Source organism: Actinotalea sp. C106 (genome assembly GCF_023630195.1).
Classification (GTDB): Bacteria; Actinomycetota; Actinomycetes; order Actinomycetales; family Cellulomonadaceae; genus Actinotalea.
The window spans coordinates 1-20,542 of the sequence record NZ_JALPKN010000027.1; the positions used below are offsets into that span (position 1 = coordinate 1).

General features: G+C 73.2%; 16 protein-coding genes. 4 read left to right on the top strand and 12 right to left on the bottom strand.

What is annotated here, in order from left to right; all coding sequences use genetic code 11:
* On the top strand, window positions 1-535 hold a 535-nt coding region (locus tag L0B03_RS03460), incomplete at its 5' end, for a zinc-binding dehydrogenase (RefSeq protein ID WP_250444094.1).
* A gap of 50 nt (window positions 536-585) precedes the next feature.
* Here L0B03_RS03460 and L0B03_RS03465 read toward each other — a convergent pair.
* From L0B03_RS03465 to serS, 8 genes are all read right to left on the bottom strand, one after another.
* Window positions 586-1,815, bottom strand: a complete 1,230-nt coding sequence (locus L0B03_RS03465; RefSeq protein ID WP_250444096.1) for an AGE family epimerase/isomerase — start codon at window positions 1,813-1,815, stop codon at window positions 586-588.
* A 62-nt stretch (window positions 1,816-1,877) separates the two neighbouring features.
* Window positions 1,878-2,765 carry a DMT family transporter gene (locus tag L0B03_RS03470; RefSeq protein WP_250444099.1) on the bottom strand — a complete coding sequence of 296 codons (888 nt, stop codon included), beginning with the start codon at window positions 2,763-2,765 and terminating at the stop codon, window positions 1,878-1,880.
* 144 nt (window positions 2,766-2,909) lie between these two features.
* The gene (locus L0B03_RS03475) at window positions 2,910-3,857 is read right to left on the bottom strand and encodes a carbohydrate ABC transporter permease (RefSeq protein WP_250444101.1); all 948 of its coding nucleotides are present in this window, start codon (window positions 3,855-3,857) and stop codon (window positions 2,910-2,912) included.
* Complete coding sequence (locus L0B03_RS03480; protein WP_250444134.1) at window positions 3,854-4,813, bottom strand: carbohydrate ABC transporter permease; 960 nt, start codon at window positions 4,811-4,813, stop codon at window positions 3,854-3,856. The genes L0B03_RS03475 and L0B03_RS03480 overlap by 4 nt, the downstream gene beginning before the upstream one ends.
* A 211-nt stretch (window positions 4,814-5,024) precedes the next feature.
* Window positions 5,025-6,407, bottom strand: a complete 1,383-nt coding sequence (locus tag L0B03_RS03485; protein WP_250444103.1) for an ABC transporter substrate-binding protein — start codon at window positions 6,405-6,407, stop codon at window positions 5,025-5,027.
* A gap of 253 nt (window positions 6,408-6,660) precedes the next feature.
* Window positions 6,661-7,719, bottom strand: coding sequence for a LacI family DNA-binding transcriptional regulator (locus tag L0B03_RS03490; protein ID WP_250444106.1), 1,059 nt, complete (start codon window positions 7,717-7,719; stop codon window positions 6,661-6,663).
* 91 nt (window positions 7,720-7,810) lie between these two features.
* The gene (locus L0B03_RS03495; protein WP_250444109.1) at window positions 7,811-8,605 is read right to left on the bottom strand and encodes an HAD family hydrolase; all 795 of its coding nucleotides are present in this window, start codon (window positions 8,603-8,605) and stop codon (window positions 7,811-7,813) included.
* Entirely contained in the window at window positions 8,602-9,891 is a 1,290-nt protein-coding gene (serS, locus tag L0B03_RS03500; RefSeq protein WP_250444112.1) for a serine--tRNA ligase, read from the bottom strand. Before serS ends, L0B03_RS03495 begins: the two co-directional genes overlap by 4 nt.
* A 110-nt stretch (window positions 9,892-10,001) precedes the next feature.
* Here serS and L0B03_RS03505 point away from each other — a divergent pair, with 110 nt between their 5' ends.
* Complete coding sequence (locus tag L0B03_RS03505) at window positions 10,002-11,171, top strand: diacylglycerol kinase family protein (protein WP_250444115.1); 1,170 nt, start codon at window positions 10,002-10,004, stop codon at window positions 11,169-11,171.
* Window positions 11,172-11,202: 31 nt separating this feature from the next.
* On the opposite strand, the gene pheA is transcribed toward L0B03_RS03505, so the two are convergent.
* Entirely contained in the window at window positions 11,203-12,162 is a 960-nt protein-coding gene (pheA, locus tag L0B03_RS03510) for a prephenate dehydratase (protein ID WP_250444118.1), read from the bottom strand.
* Between the two features lie 96 nt (window positions 12,163-12,258).
* Here pheA and L0B03_RS03515 point away from each other — a divergent pair, with 96 nt between their 5' ends.
* On the top strand, window positions 12,259-14,691 hold the full coding sequence (locus L0B03_RS03515; RefSeq protein WP_250444121.1) for a hypothetical protein: 2,433 nt from the start codon (window positions 12,259-12,261) through the stop codon (window positions 14,689-14,691).
* Here L0B03_RS03515 and L0B03_RS03520 read toward each other — a convergent pair.
* Window positions 14,688-15,482 carry a glycosyltransferase family 2 protein gene (locus tag L0B03_RS03520; protein WP_250444124.1) on the bottom strand — a complete coding sequence of 265 codons (795 nt, stop codon included), beginning with the start codon at window positions 15,480-15,482 and terminating at the stop codon, window positions 14,688-14,690. The genes L0B03_RS03515 and L0B03_RS03520 overlap by 4 nt on opposite strands.
* Window positions 15,483-15,560: 78 nt before the next feature.
* Window positions 15,561-16,400: a DUF5926 family protein gene (locus L0B03_RS03525; RefSeq protein ID WP_250444127.1), complete on the bottom strand. Its 840-nt coding sequence runs from the start codon at window positions 16,398-16,400 to the stop codon at window positions 15,561-15,563.
* Window positions 16,401-16,468: 68 nt separating this feature from the next.
* Here L0B03_RS03525 and pgm point away from each other — a divergent pair, with 68 nt between their 5' ends.
* Window positions 16,469-18,154: a phosphoglucomutase (alpha-D-glucose-1,6-bisphosphate-dependent) gene (pgm, locus tag L0B03_RS03530; RefSeq protein ID WP_250444129.1), complete on the top strand. Its 1,686-nt coding sequence runs from the start codon at window positions 16,469-16,471 to the stop codon at window positions 18,152-18,154.
* Here pgm and L0B03_RS03535 read toward each other — a convergent pair.
* Window positions 18,135-20,542 (bottom strand): bifunctional diguanylate cyclase/phosphodiesterase (locus tag L0B03_RS03535; RefSeq protein WP_250444131.1); only part of this gene is annotated, 2,408 nt, incomplete at its 5' end. The genes pgm and L0B03_RS03535 overlap by 20 nt on opposite strands.

Genomic DNA, 20,542 nt, shown 5'->3' on the forward strand with positions numbered 1-20,542 from the left:
CTCGGGCGGGGTCGGCTCCCTGGCCGTCCAGCTCGGCACCGCCCTCGGCGCTCGCGTCATCACGACCGCAGGCGGGCCCGAGCGCGCCGCGCGCTGCCTCGAGCTCGGTGCCGTCGCCGCGGTCGACCACCGCAGCGAGGACTTCGTCGACCGGTGCCGCGAGCTGACGGCTGACCGCGGGGTCGACGTCGTGCTCGACGTCGTCGGCGCCGCCTACCTGGGGCGCAACCTGGAGGTGCTGGCGACCGGCGGGCGCCTCGCGGTGATCGGGATGCAGAAGGGGCGACGGGCCGAGCTCGACCTGGGCGCCCTCCTGGCCCGTCGCGCCACCGTGCTGGGCACCACCCTGCGCTCGCGCCCCGCCGCCGAGAAGGCCGCGATCGTCGCCGAGGTGGTCGAGCACGTGTGGCCGCACGTGCGCAGCGGCGCCGTGCGGCCCGTGGTCCACGAGCGCCTCTCGCTCGACGACGCCTCACGCGCCCACGAGCTGATGGCCGCCGGGGAGGTCTTCGGCAAGCTCCTGCTGGTCCCCTGACCTCGATCAGCCCAGCAGTCGATCAGGCCAGCAGACCCGGCTGAGCCCGGTCAGCCCAGCAGGCCGCGCGCGAGGGCAGGGGCCAGGGTCGGGGTCAGCGGCAGGCGCGGGATGAGGGTCGCCTGGACCGCGTGGTACAGGTCGGCCTTGCCGGCCCAGGTCGTCGTGGACACCTGCTGGTCGGGAGCGAGCTCGTGCCACCACGAACCGCCCTCGCGGTCGAGGAGGTGCTCGGCCGCGTAGTCCCACCACTGCTGGTACCAGGCGTCGTACCGCTCCTCCCCGGTCGCCGCGAACAACGCCGCAGCGGCACCCAGGGCCTCGCACAGCACCCAGTGCATGCGCTCGCGCACCACCGGGCTCCCCGACCAGTCCACCGTGTAGACGAACCCCGGGGCCCCGTCCACGTGCCAGCCCTCGCGCACCGCGGCGTCGACCAGGTCGACGGCGTCCTCGAGCATCCAGCCGGGCGGGTCGTCCCCCCGGGCCTCGAGGGCGGCGCGCACGTGCAGGGCGAGGCGCGCCCACTCGAGCCAGTGCCCGACCGTCGCCCCGTACGGCCGGAAGGGGTGGGCCGGGGCGTCCGCGTTGTAGTCGAGCAACGGCTGCCACGCGGTGTCGAAGTGCTCGGGCAGGCGCCACCGGTTCCCGCGCGCGAACTCGTGGACCACCCGCTCGGTGATCCGCGCCGCGCGGTCCAGCCAGGCGCGCTCCCCCGTGACGTCGGCAGCGGCGAGGTAGGCCTCGACCGTGTGCATGCCGGCGTTGACCCCGCGGTAGTCCTCGCAGGTAGTGAAGGTCCGGTCCCAGGACTCGACGACCATCCCGGCCTCCTCGTCCCAGAAGTGCGCCAGGCTCACGGCCAGCGCCTCGTCGAGCAGCTCACGCGCCCCGGGGCGGCCGGCGGCCGCAGCGCTCGCACTCGCGAGGATCACGAAGGCGTGCGGGTAGGCCCCCTTGTCGGTCTCGGTCGGTCCCTGCGGTCCGACGGCGGCGAACCAGCCCCCGTGCTCGGCGTCGCGGAACGGACCGTCCAGGGCCGCGAGCCCGTGGTCGGCCATCGCCCCCGCCCCCGGGCGCCCGAGCAGGGCCCCGAGGGAGTGGACGTAGGTCATCCGGCAGGTGATCCACAGCGCGGTGTCCCGGTCCGTCTCGGGCTGGCCGTGCTGGTCGAGCCAGCCGAAGCCCTGCGGCGTGCGCGCGGCCCGGCCGAAGTCGAGGAGGCGGTGGGTCTCCCCCTCGAGCCAGCGGTGGTGCGCGGGGGAGGTCAGCCAGGGCATCGCATCTCCTTCGGGGCGGGCGGCGAACTCAACCTAGCGGGCGCCCGTCGCCGGGGCGGCCCTCAGGCAGGTGGCTCGGCGAGCCGTGGCCTGCGCCGCACCGAGGTGAGCGCGATCGCCGCCGAGACGAGCACCAGGCCGACGAGCTCGACGCCGTGCGGCCACTGGCCGAGCACGACCGCGCCGACCACGGCCGCGGTCGCGGGGAGGAGGGCGAGCAGCACCGCGAAGGTCGCCGGGCTCACCTTGCGGAGCACCAGCTGCTCGAGCCCGTAGGGCACCACCGAGGAGAGCACCGCGACCACGACGAGGGCCAGGGCCAGCCGCCACGAGCCGAAGGCCGGGGCGGCGGTCGCAGCGAGGAACGGGGCGAAGGCGAGGGACCCGATGGCCATCGCGACCGCGAGCATGGTGACCCCGTCCCCACGCACCGCGACACGGCGTCCCAGCAGGATGTAGCCGGCCCAGCACGCGGCCGCGACACCGATCGCGACCAGCCCGACCACCACGCCGTCCCCGCCGAGGCTCAACGTCACCCCGGCCAGCAGCACCACACCCACGGCCGCGAGGCCGATGCCGACCCGTTCGCGCCACCCGCTGCCCGTGATCGCGGCGACCGCCACCGGCCCGATGAACTCGATGGCCACCGCGGTGCCCAGCGGCAGGTGCTCGATCGCGACGTAGAAGGAGATGTTCATCGCGGCGAGCACCACACCGAAGAGCGCGACGGCGAGGAGGTCGTGCCTGGTCCAGGTCATCCGCCAGGGGCGGCGCCACAGCAGCAGCACGAGGGCCGCCACCACGAGCCGGGACCACGCGACCCCGGCCGCACCCATCTGCGTGAAGAGCCCCACGGCGACCGCGGCCCCGCCGTACTGGGTCAGCCCCGAGACGACGAAGAGCGCCGGGGCAGGGACCCGGCCGACGGCTCCTGCCCCTGGGGTGCGCACCCGAGCACTATGCCCGACCACCACCCCGCCCGCGGGTCATGCGGCGGGCCCGCGCACGACGACGCCCCACCCCCGGCGAGGGGACGGGGCGTCGTCGGTGCTGTGCTGGGCCGTGCGGTGCCCTTCGGTGCCGTGCGGTCGCGATCAGCCCTTGACGGATCCCGCGAGCAGCCCGCGGACGAAGAACCGCTGGAGCAGCAGGAACACGATGACCGGGACGATCATCGCGATGAAGGCCCCCGAGGACAGCAGGTGCCAGGTCTCGCCGCGGTTGCCCGCGAGCTCACCCAGGCGCACCGTGAGCGGTGCGACGTTCTGGGCGGAGCCGAAGACGAGGGCCACGAGCAGGTCGTTCCACACCCACAGGAACTGGAACACCGCGAAGGCCGCGATGGCCGGGACCAGCAGGGGCAGCAGCACCTGGAAGAAGATCTTCACGTGCCCGGCGCCGTCGACGCGGGCCGCCTCGACCAGGGACGGCGGGATGTCCTTCATGAAGTTGTGCAGCAGGAAGATCGCGAGCGGCAGCGCGAAGATCGAGTGCGAGAGCCACACCGTCCAGAAGGACCCGGCCAGCCCCCAGCTCACGTACTGGGTGAGCAGCGGGATCATGGTGATCTGGATGGGCACGATCTGCAGGGCGAAGACCGCCACGAAGAGGATCTCGCGGCCTCGGAAGTCGATCCAGGCGAAGGCGTAGGCCGCGAGCAGCGCGATGCTGATCGGGATGACCACCGCGGGGATCGTGATGACCACCGTGTTGATGAAGTACTCGATGAAGTTCGTCGACCCTCCGAAGAGGACCTCCTGGTAGTTGTCCAGGGTGAAGGTCGGCCTGGCGAGGACGTTCCACCAGCCGTCCTCGCGGATGTCCTGCGAGGTGCGGAAGGACGTGACGAAGAGGCCGAAGGTCGGGATGGTCCACAGGATCGCGATGATGATCGCGATGCCCGAGGCCCAGGGCGAGCTGATCTTGCCCTTGACCGCGATGGCGCGCTTCTCGGCCCGGGTGAGCTTGACGGTCGAGCGCGGCTTGGCCTCGCCCGGCTCACGGGTGGCGATGCCCTGCACGGGGGCGGGGTTGGTCGTCATCGGATCTCCTCCGCGAGTCGCATCTGCCGGACGTTGTAGACCACGAGCGGGATCACCAGGACGAAGAGGATCACCGCGAGGGCGGCACCCAGGCCGGCATCCCCGAGCCGGAAGCTCTGGTCGTAGAACTCGTTCGCGACCACCGAGGTGCCGAAGTTGCCGTTGGTCATGGTCCGGACGATGTCGAAGACCTTGAGGGTCGTCATGGCGATGGTGGTGAGCACCACCACCAGGGCCGGACGGATGCTCGGCACCGTGATGTAGCGGAACATCTGCATGCCCTTGAGCCCGTCGAGCCGCGCGGCCTCGACGATGTCGTCCGGGATGGCCTTGATGGCTGCCGAGAGGATCGTCATCGCGAAGCCGGCCTGGATCCAGATCATCACGGCGATGAGGAAGAGGTTGTTCCACGGCGAGTTGATCAGGAACTGCTGAGGCTCGAGGCCGATCCACACCAGCACCTGGTTGATCAGGCCGGTCTGGTTGTTGCGCGGGTTGCCGTCGGCGTCGAGCAGCACCGCCCGGTACTCGTACATGAACCGCCAGATGATCGAGGCCCCGACCAGGGAGATCGACATCGGCAGGAACATGAGGGTCTTGGCGATCTTCTCGAACCGGGTGCGGTCGACCAGCACCGCGTAGATCAGGCCGAAGAGCGTGGCCACGAGGGGCACGAGGATGACCCACATCGCGGTGTTGCGCAGGACGATCTGGAACTCGTTCTCGCTGAACGCCCGGATGTAGTTGTCCAGGCCGATGAAGTCGTCGCTGTTACGGGCGAACAGGGAGGTGTACATCGTGCGGAGCGCCGGGTACACCAGGCCGAAGGCCACGAAGAGCAGCGCCGGGCCGACGAAGCCCGTGGCGACGAGCCAGTTCGGGATCCGCTTGGGCTTGTCGACGGCCAGCAGGATGCCGCCCATGACCACGACGAAGAGCACCACGGCGAGTGCCATGAGCAGGAGCTTCTGGCCCGGTCCGCTGGCCTCGAGCAGCCAGCCGCTGATGATCTCCCAGTAGTACCCGATCCAGGCGCCCGCATTCGCGAAGACGTCCACTCCCACCTCCGAGGTCTGCAGCGCCTACCTGGGCGCTGGCGACGTTGACACTGGCGGCCGGGAGGGGCCCGCCCTGCGGACGGGCCCCTCCCGGAGCGTGCTCAGCCGATCACGGCCAGGACGCCTCGATGGCGTCGAGGACCTCGTTGTCGGGCTTGTCGTTGGCGATCCAGTTCACCATCTCCGTCCAGAAGGACCCGGCGCCCACGGCACCCGGCATCAGGTCGGAGGCGTCGAAGCGGAACTCCCGGCTCGTGTCCGCGAGCAGCTCGGCCGACAGGGCGTCGATCGGCGACTCGTAGAGCGAGGTGTCCTGCTCGCTGTTGGCGCTGACCCAGCCCGGGGCGAGCGGGATCTTGGCGTTGACCCACTCAGGGCTGGTCAGGAAGGCCTGGAAGGCCTGGACCTCGGGGCGCTCGTCGAAGGCGGCGACGAACTCACCACCACCGAGCAGCGGCTGGCTGTCGGTGCTCTCCGACGGGAAGTAGAACGCGAAGACGTCGCCGTCCTCGGCCACCGTCACGCCCTCCTGCGCCTCGCCCCAGTTGGCCTGGTAGAAGGAGGCCTGGCGGTGCATCCAGCACTCGCCGTCGAGGATCGGGAAGCCCGCGTCGGTGAACTCGGTCGTCGCGATCGAGCTGACACCGCCGAAGCCGGCGTTGACGTACTCCTCGTTCTTGAGGATCGAGCCCACCGTCTCGAGCGCCTCGGCCACGGCCGGGTCGTTGAACGGGATCTCGTGGTTGACCCACTGGTCGTAGACGTCGGGGCCCGCGGTGCGGAGCATGACGTCCTCGAGCCAGTCGGTGGCCGGCCAGCCGGTCGCGTCGCCCGAGCCGATGCCCGCGCACCAGGGCGTGCCGCCCTCGGCCACGATCTGGTCGGACAGGGCGATGAGCTCGTCCCAGGTCTCGGGGATCTCGTAGCCCGCGTCGGCGAACATGCTCGGCGAGTACCAGACGAAGGACTTCACGTTGGCGCCCAGGGGCGTCGCGTAGAAGGTGTCGTCGACGGTGCCGTAGCCGCGCCACGCCTCGGAGTAGTAGGAGTCGACGTTCTCCGCCGCGAGGTCGCCCACCGGGACGATCGCGTCGGGGAAGTCGGTCACCAGGGTGTTGAGCAGGCCCGGCTGGGGGATGTACGCGACGTCCGGCGCGTTCCCGGCCTGGATGCGCACGGGGAGCTGCGCCTCGAACTCGCGCGAGCCCTCGTAGTTGATCGTCGCGCCGGTGCACTCCTCGAACTGGTCGTAGGAGTCGATGTGCGGCTGGTCCTCGGGGGCGGTGATCGAGGTGTAGAGGTTCACCTCCGTGCCGGAGAGGTCGCCGTACTGCTCGAAGGCCTCACAGCCCTCGGCGACCTCGAAGTCGCCGTCGTCGCCGGCCGTGTCGTCGTCCGACGGCGGTGGCGTACACGCCGCGAGGGTGAGGGCGAGGGCGGCGAAGCCCCCGACCGCGGCCGCGGATGCTCCGCGGCTCCTTCTGCTGATCATGGTGGTCCTCCACGTCGTTGTGGGCGTCCTGCGCCCGCGGGCTGTCCCCACACCGGCGTCGAAGAGCACGCGGCGTCGGGCACTCCCGCTATGCAAGCGCTTACAGCGGCCTCGGGGCAAGTGGTTCCGGCTACGTACCAGGCACGAGGTAGTAACAATTCGGTCACGAGCACGAGGCGCCAGCGCTCTGCGGGAGCGCTCCCACCCTAACGCCTACGAAGGCCCGCGGGGAACGCCTTGATCCGTTCGGGTGTCAGACGGCGGGCGCCGGCGGCGCCGGGGCTCCCTGCGGCGCCGGAAGGTCCGCGCCCCGCGGCGGCGCCGTCGAGCTCCGGACGAGCAGCTCGGTCGGCACCACGAGCTCCCGCGGCGGGACCACGCCCGCGATCATGTCGAGCACCAGCTGAGCCGCCATGGCCCCCTGCTCGGGGGCCGGCTGCACCATCGTCGTCAGCCCGACCAGCTCACCCAGGTCGTGCCCGTCGACGCCGACCACCGAGACGTCCGCGGGGACGCGCAGCCCCAGGTCGCGCAGGGCGAGCACGGCACCCATCGCCATCTCGTCGGAGGCGACGAACACGGCCGTGACGTCGGGTCGGGCCTCGACCAGGCGGCGCATCGAGGCCCGGCCCCCCTGCACGTCGAAGCCGCCGTGCACCATGAGGTCGTCGCTCACCTCGAGCCCCGCCCCCTCCAGGGCCGCGCGCCACCCGGCCTCGCGCCAGATCGGCGGGGACCACGGGGCGACGTCGTCGGGCGACCCGGTGATGTGGCCGATGGTCCGGTGCCCCAGGTCGATGAGGTGCTGCGTGGCCTCGACCGCGGTCGCGTGGTCGTCCAGACGCACCGTGACCTGACCGAAGCCGCCCCACCCGATGCAGACCAAGGGGTGCCCCAGGGCCAGCAGGGCCTCGATCTCGTCCTCCTCGAGGGGCAGGCCGACCACCAGCACGCCGTCGACGCGGCGGCGCAGCACGTCGGAGTCGACCCGGACCCGCCCCTCGGCCCCACGCAGCTCGAAGGTGTAGAGCAGGACGTCGAAGCCCTGGGACCGCAGCGCGCGCTCAGCCCCCTCGATGACGTTCGAGAAGTACCAGCGGTTGACCATGGGGCTGATCAGACCGATGGTCCGGGTCCGCCCGGAGGCCAGGCTCGCGGCCGACGGCGAGGCGACGTAGCCGAGCTGGGCGGCGACCCGGCGCACGCGCTCACGGGTGTCGTGGTTGACGTTGGGCAGGCCTCGCAAGGCGCGCGAGACGGTCGCGGTGGACACGCCGGCGGCGCGGGCAACGTCGTCGATGCCGGAGGCCATGGCGGCTGATTCTGCTCCTGAGGTGGAGCCGCGTCCACCGGCCGGGGCCCGCCGTGCTCGGCGACGGGCCGGTGGCGGCGCCCCCGCCTGCTCAGAGCAGCGAGCGCAGCACCGTCGCGGCGCCGTCCTCCTCGATCGTTCCCGTGACCTCGTCGGCGGCAGCCTGGACGGCCTCGGCCGCGTGCCCCATCGCCACACCCCGGGAGGCCCAGCGGAGCATGTCGACGTCGTTGCTGCCGTCCCCGAGGGCCACCGTCGCCGCGGGGTCCACGTCCAGGGCGCTGCGCACGATCTCGAGCGCGCTGGCCTTCGTCACCCCCGCCGGGGCGACGTCCATCCATGCCGTCCAGCCGATCGCGTAGGTGACCTCCGAGAGACCCGTGCGGGCGACCATCTCGTGGAACTCCTCGGGGGTGTGGCCCGGGCTGCGCACCACCAGACGCGTCACGTGACGGCCCGCGAGGTCCTCGAGGCCGACGACCTCCTGCACCCCGGAGAGCTCGCCGTCGGGGAAGGGCTTGTTCATCCGGAAGCCCACGCCCACCTCCTCGACCGCGAAGTGCGCCTCGGGCATCTCGCGGGCCATGAGGCGCAGGGCCGGGCCCGGGTCGAAGGTGATCACCTCGTGCACCACGTAGCCCTCGGGCAGGTCGGGGTCCAGGCGCACCGTGACCGAGCCGTTCGAGCACACCGCCCAGCCGTGCTCGATGCCGAGCTCGGCGGCGACCGGGACGGTGGCGTGCACCGAGCGCCCCGTGGCCAGCACCACGTGGTGGCCGGCCGCACGCACGGCCGCGACGGCCTCGCGCACGTCGTCGGCGAGGTCGCCCTCGTAGGTGAGCAGGGTGCCGTCGATGTCGAGGGCGACGAGCAGCGGGCCGCTCACGCGGCGGGCCCCGGGGTGAGGACCTCGAGGCCGCCCAGGTAGGGGCGCAGCCCCTCGGGCACCCGCACCGAGCCGTCGGCCTGCTGGTGGTTCTCGAGGATCGCCACGATCCAGCGCGTGGTGCCCAGCGTGCCGTTGAGGGTCGCGACCGTGCGGGTCTCCCCCTCGGCCGTCCGCTCCCGCACCCCGAGGCGCCGGGCCTGGTACGTCGTGCAGTTCGAGGTCGAGGTGAGCTCGAGCCACCGCTGCTGGCTCGGCAGCCACGCCTCGCAGTCGATCTTGCGGGCCGCGCTCGAGCCCAGGTCCCCCGCGGCGGTGTCGATCACCCGGTACGGCAGCTCGACCAGCCCGAGCATCTCCTCCTCGAGGGCCAGCAGACGGGCGTGCTCGTCCTCGGCGTCCTCGACCGTGGTCCAGCTGAACATCTCGACCTTGTGGAACTGGTGCACCCGGATGATGCCGCGGGTGTCCTTGCCGTAGGAGCCGGCCTCGCGCCGGTAGCAGGCCGACCAGCCCGCGTACCGCTGCGGTCCGGCGCCCAGGTCGAGGATCTCGCCCTGGTGGTAGCCCGCGAGCGCGACCTCCGAGGTGCCCACGAGGTACAGGTCGTCGGCCTCGAGACGGTAGACCTCGTCGGCGTGCGACCCGAGGAACCCGGTGCCCTGCATCACCTCGGGCTTGACCAGGGTCGGGGTGATCATCGGCGTGAAGCCGTGCGCCAGGGCGCGGTCCATGGCCGCGGTGAGCAGGGCGAGCTCGAGCCGTGCGCCCACCCCGGTGAGGAAGTAGAACCGCGCCCCCGAGACCTTGGCACCACGCTCGGTGTCGATCGCCCCGAGCCGCTCGCCGAGGTCGAGGTGGTCCCGGACGGTGAACTCGGGGCCCAGCTCGGCGGCGAAGTCGCGCGGCGTGCCCACGTGGCGGAGCACGGTGTAGTCCTCCTCACCGCCCCCGGGCACGCCGTCGATCACCACGTTGCCGATGCGCAGCAGCACCTGGTCGAGCTCGGCCGCGACGGCCTCGGACTCGGCCTGGGCGGCCTTGACCTGCTCGGCCAGCGTCTTGCCGCGGGCCAGCAGCTCGGTCTTCTCCTCGCCCTGGGCCTTGGCGACCTGCTTGCCCAGGCCCTTCTGCTCGGCGCGCAGCTGCTCGAAGTCCGTCAGCGCGGCGCGGCGGCGCTGGTCGAGGTCGAGGGCCTGGTCCACCAGGGAGGGGTCGTCACCCCGCAGCCGCTGGCTCGCACGGACGACGTCGGGGGTGTCCCTCAGGAGGCGCAGGTCGATCACCCCCCGAGCGTATCGACAGCGTCCACGCCTGCCGAGCCGATTCACGCCGGCCGGTTCACGCCGAGCCGGTTCGCCAGGTGAGGCGGGGGCGCGGCCCGTACGGTGTCGCCATGGAATGGGTCGCCTGGGTGAGCGTCATCGCCGCACTGCTCGCCGTCGTCGCGGTCACGTTGGCGATCCTCAACCGTCGGGCGCTGGTCGGGCACGGGGTGCCGATCAAGCCCTCGGCCGCCGGCCCGGGGGCGCGGGGTTCCGCCGGCGAGGGCGACGCCGCGCACACCCTGGTGGCCTTCGTCGCGAACCCGACCAAGCCAGGGGTCCCGGCCCTGCGCGACGCCGCCATCCAGGCCTGCGCCGCTCGGTACCTGCCCGAGCCCCTCTGGTTCGACACCACGGTCGAGGACCCGGGCATCGGCCAGGCCCGCGACGCCGTCGCCGCAGGGGCCGAGGTCGTCATCGCGGTCGGCGGCGACGGGACCGTGCGTGCGGTGGCCGAGGGCCTCACCGGGACCGACGCCGCCATGGCCCTGGTGCCGCAGGGAACGGGCAACCTGCTCGCACGCAACCTGGACCTGCCGCTCAACGACGTCGATGCGCTGCTGCGCATCGCGCTCACCGGCAGCACCCGGGCGATCGACGTCGGCTGGGTCCGCGTGGTCCGGGACGAGACCGAGGTCGAGGACGACATCGCCGAGGCCGACCCGGCCGCCGTCGTGCCCGAGGAGACCCCGCCCGACACGGCCGAGCCCTCACGGGACCACATCTTCCTGGTGATCGCGGGGCTGGGCTTCGACGCCGCGATGGTCGCCGACACCGACGAGCAGCTCAAGGCCCGGGTGGGCTGGATCGCGTACTTCGTCGCCGGGATCAAGCACCTGCGGGGCCGGCGGATGCGCCTGGAGATGAAGCTCGACGACGGCCCGTGGCTCCCGTTCCGCCTGCGCAGCCTGCTCTTCGGCAATGTCGGCCGACTGCCGGGCGGGATCACGCTGCTCCCCGACGCCGTGATCGACGACGGCATCCTCGACATCGGCGCGATCGACACCCGCGGCGGGATCGCCGGCTGGGCCCAGCTGTTCGGCGAGGTCGCCTTCCAGCGCTTCGGCTTCCACAACGACCTGCCCAACAAGATCGGCAAGATCGACCACCTCCAGGCCCGCGAGGTGCGCGTGCGGTCCCGCGACCCCCAGCAGCTCCAGGTCGACGGCGACACCATCGGCTCGGCCCTCGAGGTCTCGGCCCGGGTGGACCGGAAGGCCCTGCAGGTGCGCGTGCCCTGACCGGAGGGCACGGGCGTCGAGGCGGCCGGGCTCAGCCCGTGGTGCCCGCCCGCAGGCCCTCGAGCCACTCCCGCGCCGCGGCGAAGTCCGCGTCGGCGGTGCCCGGGCGCATCTCGCCGTGCGGGGCGTCGACCCGCGGGTAGGAGCCCAGGAAGCGCACGTGCGGGCACATCCGGTGCAGACCCATGAGCGCCTCGGCGACCCGCGCGTCCTCGACGTGCCCCTCGGCGTCGATCGAGAACGAGTACCTGCCCAGGGAGTCGCCGATCGGCCGGGACTCGATCCGCGAGAGGTTGACCCCCCGGGTCGCGAGCTGCTCGAGCATCTCGAGCAGCGCACCAGCCTGGTTGCTCGGCAGGTGCACCACGAAGGTCGTCTTGTCCGCCCCGGTGCGTGCCGGGATGTCCCCCGGGCGCCCGACCACGACGAAGCGGGTCACGGCCCTCTCGTTGTCCGCGACGTGGGTCGCGAGGGTCGCGAGGCCGTAGTGGTCGAGAGCTGGCGGCGGCACGAGGGCCGCCTCGAAGGGCAGGGCCTCCTCGGAGCCGCTCAGCAGCGCAGCCGGGGCCGTGTTGGAGGTCGCGGGGACGTGCACGACCTCGGGCAGGTGCGCGGCGAGCCAACGACGGCACTGGGCCCAGGCGTGCGGGTGGGCCGAGATGCGGCGGACGTCGCTCAGCGCGGTGCCGGCCCGGGCCGCGAGGGTGAAGGTCACCGGCACCAGGACCTCGCCCAGCAGCACCAGCCGCTCGCCGCTGGCCAGCGTGTCCAGCACCGCGTTGACCCCGCCCTCGACCGAGCTCTCGATCGCGACGACCGCGAAGTCCGCGGTCCCCGCGCGCACGGCCTCGATCGCCGAGACGACGTCGACCTGGGGCAGGTACTCGGCATCCTCGGGAGAGGCGACCTGGCGCAGCGCGGCCTCGGTGAAGGTCCCCGCGGGGCCGAGGTAGGCGTAGCGCGGGCGCCCGGGGGCCTGCTGGCCGGTCATCGTGCCTCCTTCGCGAGCCCCCGTGCGCGACCTCGGCCGGTCGAGGCGGGCAGGGCGTCGCCGCGCCCGAGACTAGTGCGCCCGTAGGCTTGCCCGGTGCCCCGTCCACCCGCGCTGCTCGGCGCGCTCCTGCTGCTGATGAGCGTCCTGCTGCCCGCTGCCGGGGCCACGGCAGCTCCGACGGCGGCCCCCACGGCCGTCGACCCCGCCGAGGCACCGGCCCAGCAGGAGGGCCCCGCCGTCGTGCTCGTGGGCACCGCTGGCCTGCGCTGGGACGACGTGCACACCCTGTCCACCCCGGCGCTGTGGGACCTCTCGCGGGACGCCTCGATCGGCACCGTCGCGGCCCGCAGCATCCGCTCCTCGGCCTGCCCCGCGGACGGCTGGCTCGCGGTCTCGGCCGGGTCCAGGGCCGGTGACCTGCCCGGTGAGGGCTACGGCGAGTGCCGCACCCTGGTCACCCCCCTCGCCGGCGGGGCCGTCCCCGGCTGGGACTCCTTCGAGGCCTCGGCCGCCGAGGAGAGCTACGACCCCGTGCTCGGGCTCCTCGGCCAGACCCTCGGGGACGCCGGGGTCCCCGCGACGGGTTTCGGCCCCGGGGCGGCCATCGCGCTCGCCGGCGAGGAAGGCCAGGTCGTCGGGGAGCACCTGCCCCTGCCCCCCGATCCCGCCGGGCTGAGCGACGCGGTCGGTATCGCTCTCGAGAGCTCGCGCCTCGTCGTGGTCGACGCCGGGACCGTCCGGGACACGGGCCGGGCCACCGTCGCCCGGCGCGACAGCCTCCTGGGCATCGACCCCGAGGACGAGCAGGGCCAGGACGAGGCCTCGGGGGACGAGCAGGCCCTCGAGCCGGCGCCCACCGGGGAGGAGCCCGCCGGCCCCGACGTCATCAGCGAGCCCACCCGTGCCGAGCAGGTGCAGCCCGTGGACGCCAGGGTCGGGGCGGTCCTGGAGGCCGCCGCGCAGGCCGACCAGGAGGTCGTCGTCCTGGTGGTCTCCCTCGCCGACTCGGGGACGGTCGCGCGCATGCAGCTCGCCGCGGCCCTGGGCCCTGCACCGGGGGACGGCGAGTACGGCGGGTCCCTGCTCGCCTCGAGCTCGACCCGCCAGGACGGCATGATCCAGGCCACCGACGTCACGCCGACCCTGCTGGACCTGCTCGACGTGAGCGACCAGGTCCCCGCGGGGGCGATGGTCGGGGCGCCCGTCCGACCGGTCCCGGCGGCCGAGAGCGCCAACGCACGCTTCACGGCCGTGCTCGACATCGACCAGCACTCCGTCGTGGTGCGCCCCCTCACCCCGACGTTCTACACGCTGCTCATCGTGGTCAACCTGGTCCTCTACGCGGTCGTCACCCTCGGCCTCAACGCGCGCGTGATGGGGGCCACGCGGCGCATCTCGGCACGTCTGCTCCCCGGCCGACCGGCGCGGACCGAGGGTCTGCTCCGTCACCCCAGGGCGGTCCTGCACGGTCTCCGCGCGGCGGGGGTCGTCGTGGGCTCCTTCCCCGTGGCCACCATGCTCGCCAACCTCTCGCCCTGGTGGCGTGCCCCCTCGCCCACCTGGGCCCTCACGGGCCTGGTCGTGGGGTGGATGGCCGCGGTCTCGGCCGTGGCCCTGCTGCCCCGGTGGCGGTCACCCCTGCTGGCCCCCGCCGCGGTGGTCGCGAGCGCGACAGCCCTGGTGCTGCTGGTCGACGTGGTCCTGGGCGCCCCTCTGCAGATCTCGGCCCCGCTCGGTGTCCAGCCGGTGGTGGCCGGACGGTTCTACGGCTTCAACAACACGGCCTTCGCCCTGTTCGCAGCCTCGGTGCTGATCTCGGCCGTCGCGGTGGCCGACCCCCTGGTCCGTGGCGGCCGACGGCGCCTCGCGGGCGCCCTGGTCGGGGTGATCGGCGCCGTCGCGACCGTGGTCAACGGCATGCCCGGACTGGGCAGCGACTTCGGCGGGCCCCCGGCCCTGGTCCCCGCCTTCGCGATCCTCGCGCTCATGGCCGCAGGGGTGCGGTTGTCCTGGTGGCGGGTGACCGCGGTGCTCGGCGGTGCCGCGGTGGTCGTCACCTCCTTCGCGGTGATCGACTGGCTCCGTCCGCCCACCGAGCGCACGCACCTCGGGCGCTTCGTCGAGACGGTGCTCGACGGCGGCCTCTGGGGGGTGGTGAGCCGCAAGCTCGCCCAGAACCTGGCGAACCTGGGTGGCACCTGGCTGACGGTGCTCGCCATCGCGGGGATCGCCCTGGTGGTGCTGGTGCTGGTGCGGCCGCTGCGCTTCGCCGCGAACGCCCCGGACGGCGGGCCCTTCGGGTGGTTGTCCTCGGGGGCTCCGCTGACCTCCTTGGGCACCGAGGCACCGATGCTGCGCCCCGGGGTCATCGCGCTGGCGATCGCCCTGGGCATCGGCTTCGCGGTCAACGACTCGGGGATCGTCATCCCGGCGCTGGGAGTCTCGATCGCGGTCCCCCTGCTGGTGACCGTCTGCGCGAGCTGGCTGCTCGAGATGCGCGAGAGGCGCGTCGAGCGCGTCGCCTAGCTCTTCTTACGGACCTTGAGGGCGCGGCCGGCTCCCCGGGCCACGCCGCGCATCCGCCGGGCGTTCACGGCCATGAGCACGTCGCGGTACTGGGCGGCGCGGTGCATCTGACCGCGGAAGTCCGTCCCCGAGGGCCGGTGGCGCAGGTCGCAGGGCACCTCGACAGCGACGAACCCCTTGGTCAGCAGGTCGATGGTCATGCCGGTCTCGACGCCCCAGCCGCGGGCCAGCGGGGTGGCCGCCTCGAACGCCTCACGGGTCAGGCACCGCATGCCCGAGAGAGGCTGGGTGGGTGTCCAGCCGGTCATCGCCTGGATCGAACGACGGGCCAGGCCCACGACGATCCCGCGGCCGCCAGCCCCGGGCTGGGGCGGCAGCACCGCGATGGACACGTCGGCCCTCCCCTCGAGCACGGGAGGGACCAGCGGGGCCGCGTTGACCGCGGACTCACCCAGGTCCCCGTCGATGAACAGCAGCAGCCGTGCCGGCCGGTCCGCCGTGTCACGCATGGCGACGACCGCGGCCCCGGTCTCCATGGCTGAGGCCTTGCCCCGGTTGTGCGAGTGGCGGACCACCACGGCCCCCGCCTCGCGGGCCACGTGCTGGGTCGCGTCCTCGCTGCCGTCGTCGACCACGAGCACGAGATCGACGTTGGGGATGGCCCGCGCGGCCCGGACGGTCGGGGCGATGCGCCGGGACTCGTCCTTGGCGGGGATGACGACGGCCACCCGCTGCTTGGGGGCGACAGGACCGTTGCCGCTGGTGCGTCGTCCGCGTGCTGAGGTGGCCACGACCCCACCCTAACGATGCTCCGCGGACTCGTCATCATCACGCCACGTGATGGTCAACAGGGAGTCACCTGCAGTCCATCAGCGCAGGGTGAGCTGCCTCGCCACGAGCCCGGCCCGGGCACGCCGCTCGTTGGCGTCGAGCGGACCCTCGACCGCGAGGGCCTCCGCCAGACGCCCGCCCAGGGCCTGCACCGGCTCCTCGAGCTCGGCCGCCTCGGTGCCCGGCGCCAGGTCCCACACCGGGACGAGCACCCCGCAGGAGCGGAAGGCACCGATGAACTTGCCGACCGCCCCCTGGTCCCCGAGACCCGACTCGCGCCGCACGTGCAGCCGGGCGAGGGCGTCGAGGAAGTCCTGCTCGTCGTGGGGCACGGCCCAGCGCAGGTACTCCCGCTCTCCCATGCGCGCCCAGTAGGCGGCGTCCACCGTGCTCAGGCGGTGCGTGGGGATGATGGTCTCGTTCATCTGCTCGAGCGCCGGCCCGACGTCGGGACCCAGGTCCGTGCCGCCCTCGGTCCAGAAGTCGAAGCCCTGGTGCACGGTGACCTCGAACGGGACGTCGAGGTCCAGCACGTCCTGCAGCCGCGGCCCGGGCTCGGGCAGCGGGGCCGAGGTGATCGGGGTGCCGGCGGGGAGCTCGAGGGCCCGGAGCAGCAGGTCGGCGAGGTCGCGCGAGGCGTCCCCCGAGCCGGCGTGCTGCTGCAGGGCGATCATGATCGTGCCGTCCGCCCGGTGCAGGGCGGGCCAGGCCATCGGCAGCACCGTCGCCACGACCACCTCGCGCGAGCCGTGCTCGGCCGTGGTGCGGGCGGTCCCGGTCGCCGCCGGCACCACCTCACGCATCGCCACCCAGTCGGGCTCACCGGGAAGCCCCTCGAAGGGTCGTAGGACGAACTCGACGGTCGCTCTCTTGGCCATGGCCAGCGAGGGTACCCGCAGGGCCCGACCCCGTGCGCGGGATGCCCCTCGGGTGCGAGGATCGAGCCATGCACCCGCGCGCCGGAACACCTGCCCTGCCCGAGGACCTCATCGACGTCGACGCCGTCGTCGGCGCGTACTACGACCGCCACCCCGACGTCGAGGACCCGGCCCAGCAGGTCGCCTTCGGCACCTCGGGCCACCGGGGCTCCAGCCTCGACAGCGCCTTCAACGAGGACCACATCGTCGCGATCACCGCCGCGATCGTGGAGTACCGGCGCTCGCAGGGCACCGACGGCCCGCTGTTCATCGGCCGGGACACCCACGCGCTGTCCGAGCCGGCCTGGCGCACGGCCCTCGAGGTGCTGGCCGCGGCCGAGGTGCAGGTGCACGTCGACGCCCGCGACGGCTTCACACCCACCCCCGCGGTCTCGCACGCGATCCTGCTGCACAACGGGGCCGCGACCTCGCAGGGGGTGCGGACCTCGGGAGGGGCCGGCCTCGCCGACGGCATCGTCGTCACCCCGTCGCACAACCCGCCCCGCGACGGCGGGTTCAAGTACAACCCGCCGCACGGCGGCCCCGCGGGGTCGGAGGCCACCGGCTGGATCGCGGACCGGGCCAACGAGCTGCTGCGCCAGGGCATCGGCTCGGTGCGCCGGGTCAGCACCGAGACGGCCCTGGCTGCCTCGACCACGCTGCGCCACGACTACACCAGCGCCTACATCGCGGACCTGCCCAACGTGCTCGACCTCGACCTGGTGCGAGCCAGCGGGGTGCGCATCGGCGCCGACCCGCTCGGCGGCGCCGCGGTCGCCTACTGGGGCGAGATCGCCGAGCGGCACGGGCTGGACCTCACGGTGGTCAACCCCGACGTCGACCCCCGCTGGTCCTTCATGACCCTGGACTGGGACGGCAAGATCCGCATGGACTGCTCCTCCCCCTCGGCGATGGCCTCGCTCGTCCAGACGATGGCCGGGACCGGTGGTGGCGGCGCCCCCTTCGACATCGCGACCGGCAACGACGCCGATGCAGACCGGCACGGCATCGTGACCCCCGACGCGGGCCTGATGAACCCCAACCACTACCTCGCCGTCGCGATCAGCTACCTCTACGGCGGAGCCCGCCCGGGCTGGCCCGCGAGCGCCGCGATCGGCAAGACCCTCGTCTCCTCGGCCCTGATCGACAGGGTGGCGGCGGACCTGGGACGAACCCTGCTCGAGGTCCCGGTCGGCTTCAAGTGGTTCGTCCCCGGGCTGCTCGACGGGTCGGTGGGCTTCGGTGGTGAGGAGTCCGCCGGCGCCTCCTTCCTGCGGCACGACGGCAGCGTGTGGACCACCGACAAGGACGGCATCCTGCTGGCCCTGCTCGGGGCCGAGATCACGGCACGTACCGGGTCCTCGCCCTCCCAGCTGCACGCGGGGCTGGTCGAGAAGCACGGCGAGTCCTGGTACGCCCGGGTGGACGCCCCGGCGACCCGCGAGCAGAAGAAGGCCCTGGGCTCGCTGCGCCCCGAGCAGGTCACCGCCTCGACCCTCGCCGGCGAGGAGATCACCGCCCGGCTGACCGAGGCCCCGGGCAACGGGGCGGCCGTGGGCGGCCTCAAGGTCACCACGCCGAACGCCTGGTTCGCGGCCCGCCCCTCGGGCACCGAGGACGTCTACAAGGTCTACGCCGAGTCCTTCGTCTCGGCCGAGCACCTCGGCGAGGTGCAGGCCGCGGCCCAGCAGCTCGTCACCGAGACCCTGGGCTGATCGACGCGCTCAGCTCGGCGCGGAACTGCTCGGCCGGGACCGGCCTGGACCACAGGTAGCCCTGGCCCGTCTGGCACCCCAGGCGCTTGAGCTCGTCCGCCTGGGCCTGGGTCTCGACGCCCTCGGCGACCAGGTCCAGGCCCAGGGCCTCGCTGAGCCGCAGCAGGGTCGTGACGATCGCGCGGCTGCGGACGTCCTCGAGCATGGTGCTGACGAAGCCGCGGTCGATCTTGACCATCGACAGAGGCAGCTCGATCACCCGGGTCAGCGGGCTGTAGCCGGTGCCGTAGTCGTCCGCCGCGAGGCCGATGCCCGCTCGGCGCAGGCCGGCGAGATCGGCCAGCAGGGTGTCGCTGACCTCGTCGAGGTAGGTCTCGGTGAACTCGAGCACCAGCCGCGCGGGGGCCAGGCCCGTCTCGGTCAGGACGCGACGCACCTCCTCGACGAACCCCGGCTCGTCGAGCTGTCTGGCCGAGACGTTGACGTGCACCGTGGGGGCCGCGCCGTCGCGCAGCACGGGCCAGGTCGCAGCCTCGACGCAGGACCGCTCGAGCACCCACGCCCCGATCCGCGGCATGAGCCCCGAGCTCTCCGCGACGTCGAGCCACTCACCCGGGGCGAGCAGGCCGCGCTCGGGGTGGTTCCACCGCACCAGGGCCTCGGCGGCGACGGGCAGCCCGTCGTCGAGGTCGATCACCGGCTGCATGTAGACCTCGAGCTCCTCGCGCTCGAGGGCCACCCGCAGATCCTTCTCGACCCGCACGGCCCGGAGCACCCGCGCCCGGTGCTCGTCGGAGAACACCACCACCCGTCGCTTGCCCTCGGCCTTGGCCGCGTACATGGCCGAGTCGGCGTCGCGGAGCAGGTCGTCGGGGGAGGTCCCCGGCGAGCCCCAGGCGATGCCGATGCTCACGCCGAGGCTGAAGGAGTGCACGCCGACGTGCAGGGGTGCCATCAGGGCGTCGAGCACGGCGGTCGCGAGCTCCTCGGCCTCGGCCTGGGTCCCGACCTGCGGACGCAGGACGACGAACTCGTCCCCGCCGAGCCGGGCCGCGACGTCCTCGGGCCGCAGCAGGGCGGTCAGCCGCTGCGCGACCTCGACGAGCACCGAGTCCCCGCCGGGATGCCCCGTGGAGTCGTTGACGTGCTTGAAGTCGTCGAGGTCGCAGTAGAGCAGCACGGCCCCCGACCCGTCCGCGGACAGGGTGCGCAGGGCGAGGTCGATCCGGTCGCGCAGCAGGGTGCGGTTGCCGAGCCCGGTGAGGCCGTCCTGCAGGGCCTGCGCGGTCAACCGCTCCTCGGCGGCCCGGCGAGCGGTGACGTCGACCATCTGACCGACGAACATGCCCTCGCCGCTGGCATCTGTCAGGGGAGAGAGGGCGACCTCGACCCAGCGCGTGCTGGTCTCGACACCCAGCGCGACCTCGCCGTGCCACCCGGGCAGGTTGCCCGTGTGCATCTCGCGCACCGCGTCGGCCACGACGGTCCGATCCCCTGCCTCGAGCCGCGCGGTCCACGACTCCCCCACCAGCTCCGGCTCGGTGCCGCCGAGGATCCGCGCAGAGACGGCGTTGAGCTCGACCACCTCGAGGCCGTCGGTCGCGTGCGGGCGTCCCGACGTCGCGGCCACCGACGGGAGGCGCCCGTCCTCGCTCGTCCGGCGCAGCAGCAGCATGCCGAGCAGCGCCTCGGAGAACCCCTCGCGGAACAGTCGCTCGCTGGCCTCGACCCGCTGCAGCACGGCCCGCCGCTGGGCCACCGACACCGCGAGGGGCAGCACCACGAGGGCCGAGACCACGAGGTACGCCTGGACCAGGGAGGCGGTCACGGTGGACCCGCTGCCGAGGTTCCACGCGAACGGCCCGCCGCCGAAGCGGTTGAGCGCGCTGACGAGCAGGGCGAGGACCACGAGCTGCAACGTCACCGTGCGGGTCCCCAGCCGCAGGGCGCCCCACACGAGGAAGGGCATCGTCAGGAAGGCCACGGGCAGGGCCTGGTCAGGGCGGAAGATCAGCGCCGAGACCCCGAGCAGGGCCACCCACTGCGCCAAGCCCTCGGCGCGGCTGCCGGCGGCCCGCGGGGTCAGGACCCGCAGCCCCAGGGGCACCGTGACGAGGATCGCCGCGCCGTGGCTCGCCATGACCGTGCGGGCCGTGATCCACGGGTCGCCGTCAGCCAGGATCGCGACGGTGGCCGCTGCCCCGAGCCCCATGACGAGACCCCCCAGGAGGGTGCCCGCCAGCAGCCGGAAGACGTCCTCGAGCGTCATCAGGCGCGGCCGTGCACGCCCGCGCAGCAGCCATGCCGCGACCACCCATGCCTCGGCCGCGTTCGACAGCCCGAAGCCCGTCGCGACGGGCCAGTCCCGCCCGGCCACCGCGTTGGCGA

Coding starts and splice junctions, on each gene's coding strand:
- L0B03_RS03465 (WP_250444096.1), bottom strand. CDS start 1,815: ATGCCCTGGCTGACCTCCCCCGCGCACCACCGCTGGCTCGAGGGGGAG.
- L0B03_RS03475 (WP_250444101.1), bottom strand. CDS start 3,857: ATGACGACCAACCCCGCCCCCGTGCAGGGCATCGCCACCCGTGAGCCG.
- L0B03_RS03480 (WP_250444134.1), bottom strand. CDS start 4,813: ATGGCACTCGCCGTGGTGCTCTTCGTCGTGGTCATGGGCGGCATCCTG.
- L0B03_RS03485 (WP_250444103.1), bottom strand. CDS start 6,407: ATGATCAGCAGAAGGAGCCGCGGAGCATCCGCGGCCGCGGTCGGGGGC.
- L0B03_RS03490 (WP_250444106.1), bottom strand. CDS start 7,719: ATGGCCTCCGGCATCGACGACGTTGCCCGCGCCGCCGGCGTGTCCACC.
- L0B03_RS03505 (WP_250444115.1), top strand. CDS start 10,002: ATGGAATGGGTCGCCTGGGTGAGCGTCATCGCCGCACTGCTCGCCGTC.
- pheA (WP_250444118.1), bottom strand. CDS start 12,162: ATGACCGGCCAGCAGGCCCCCGGGCGCCCGCGCTACGCCTACCTCGGC.
- L0B03_RS03525 (WP_250444127.1), bottom strand. CDS start 16,400: ATGGCCAAGAGAGCGACCGTCGAGTTCGTCCTACGACCCTTCGAGGGG.
- pgm (WP_250444129.1), top strand. CDS start 16,469: ATGCACCCGCGCGCCGGAACACCTGCCCTGCCCGAGGACCTCATCGAC.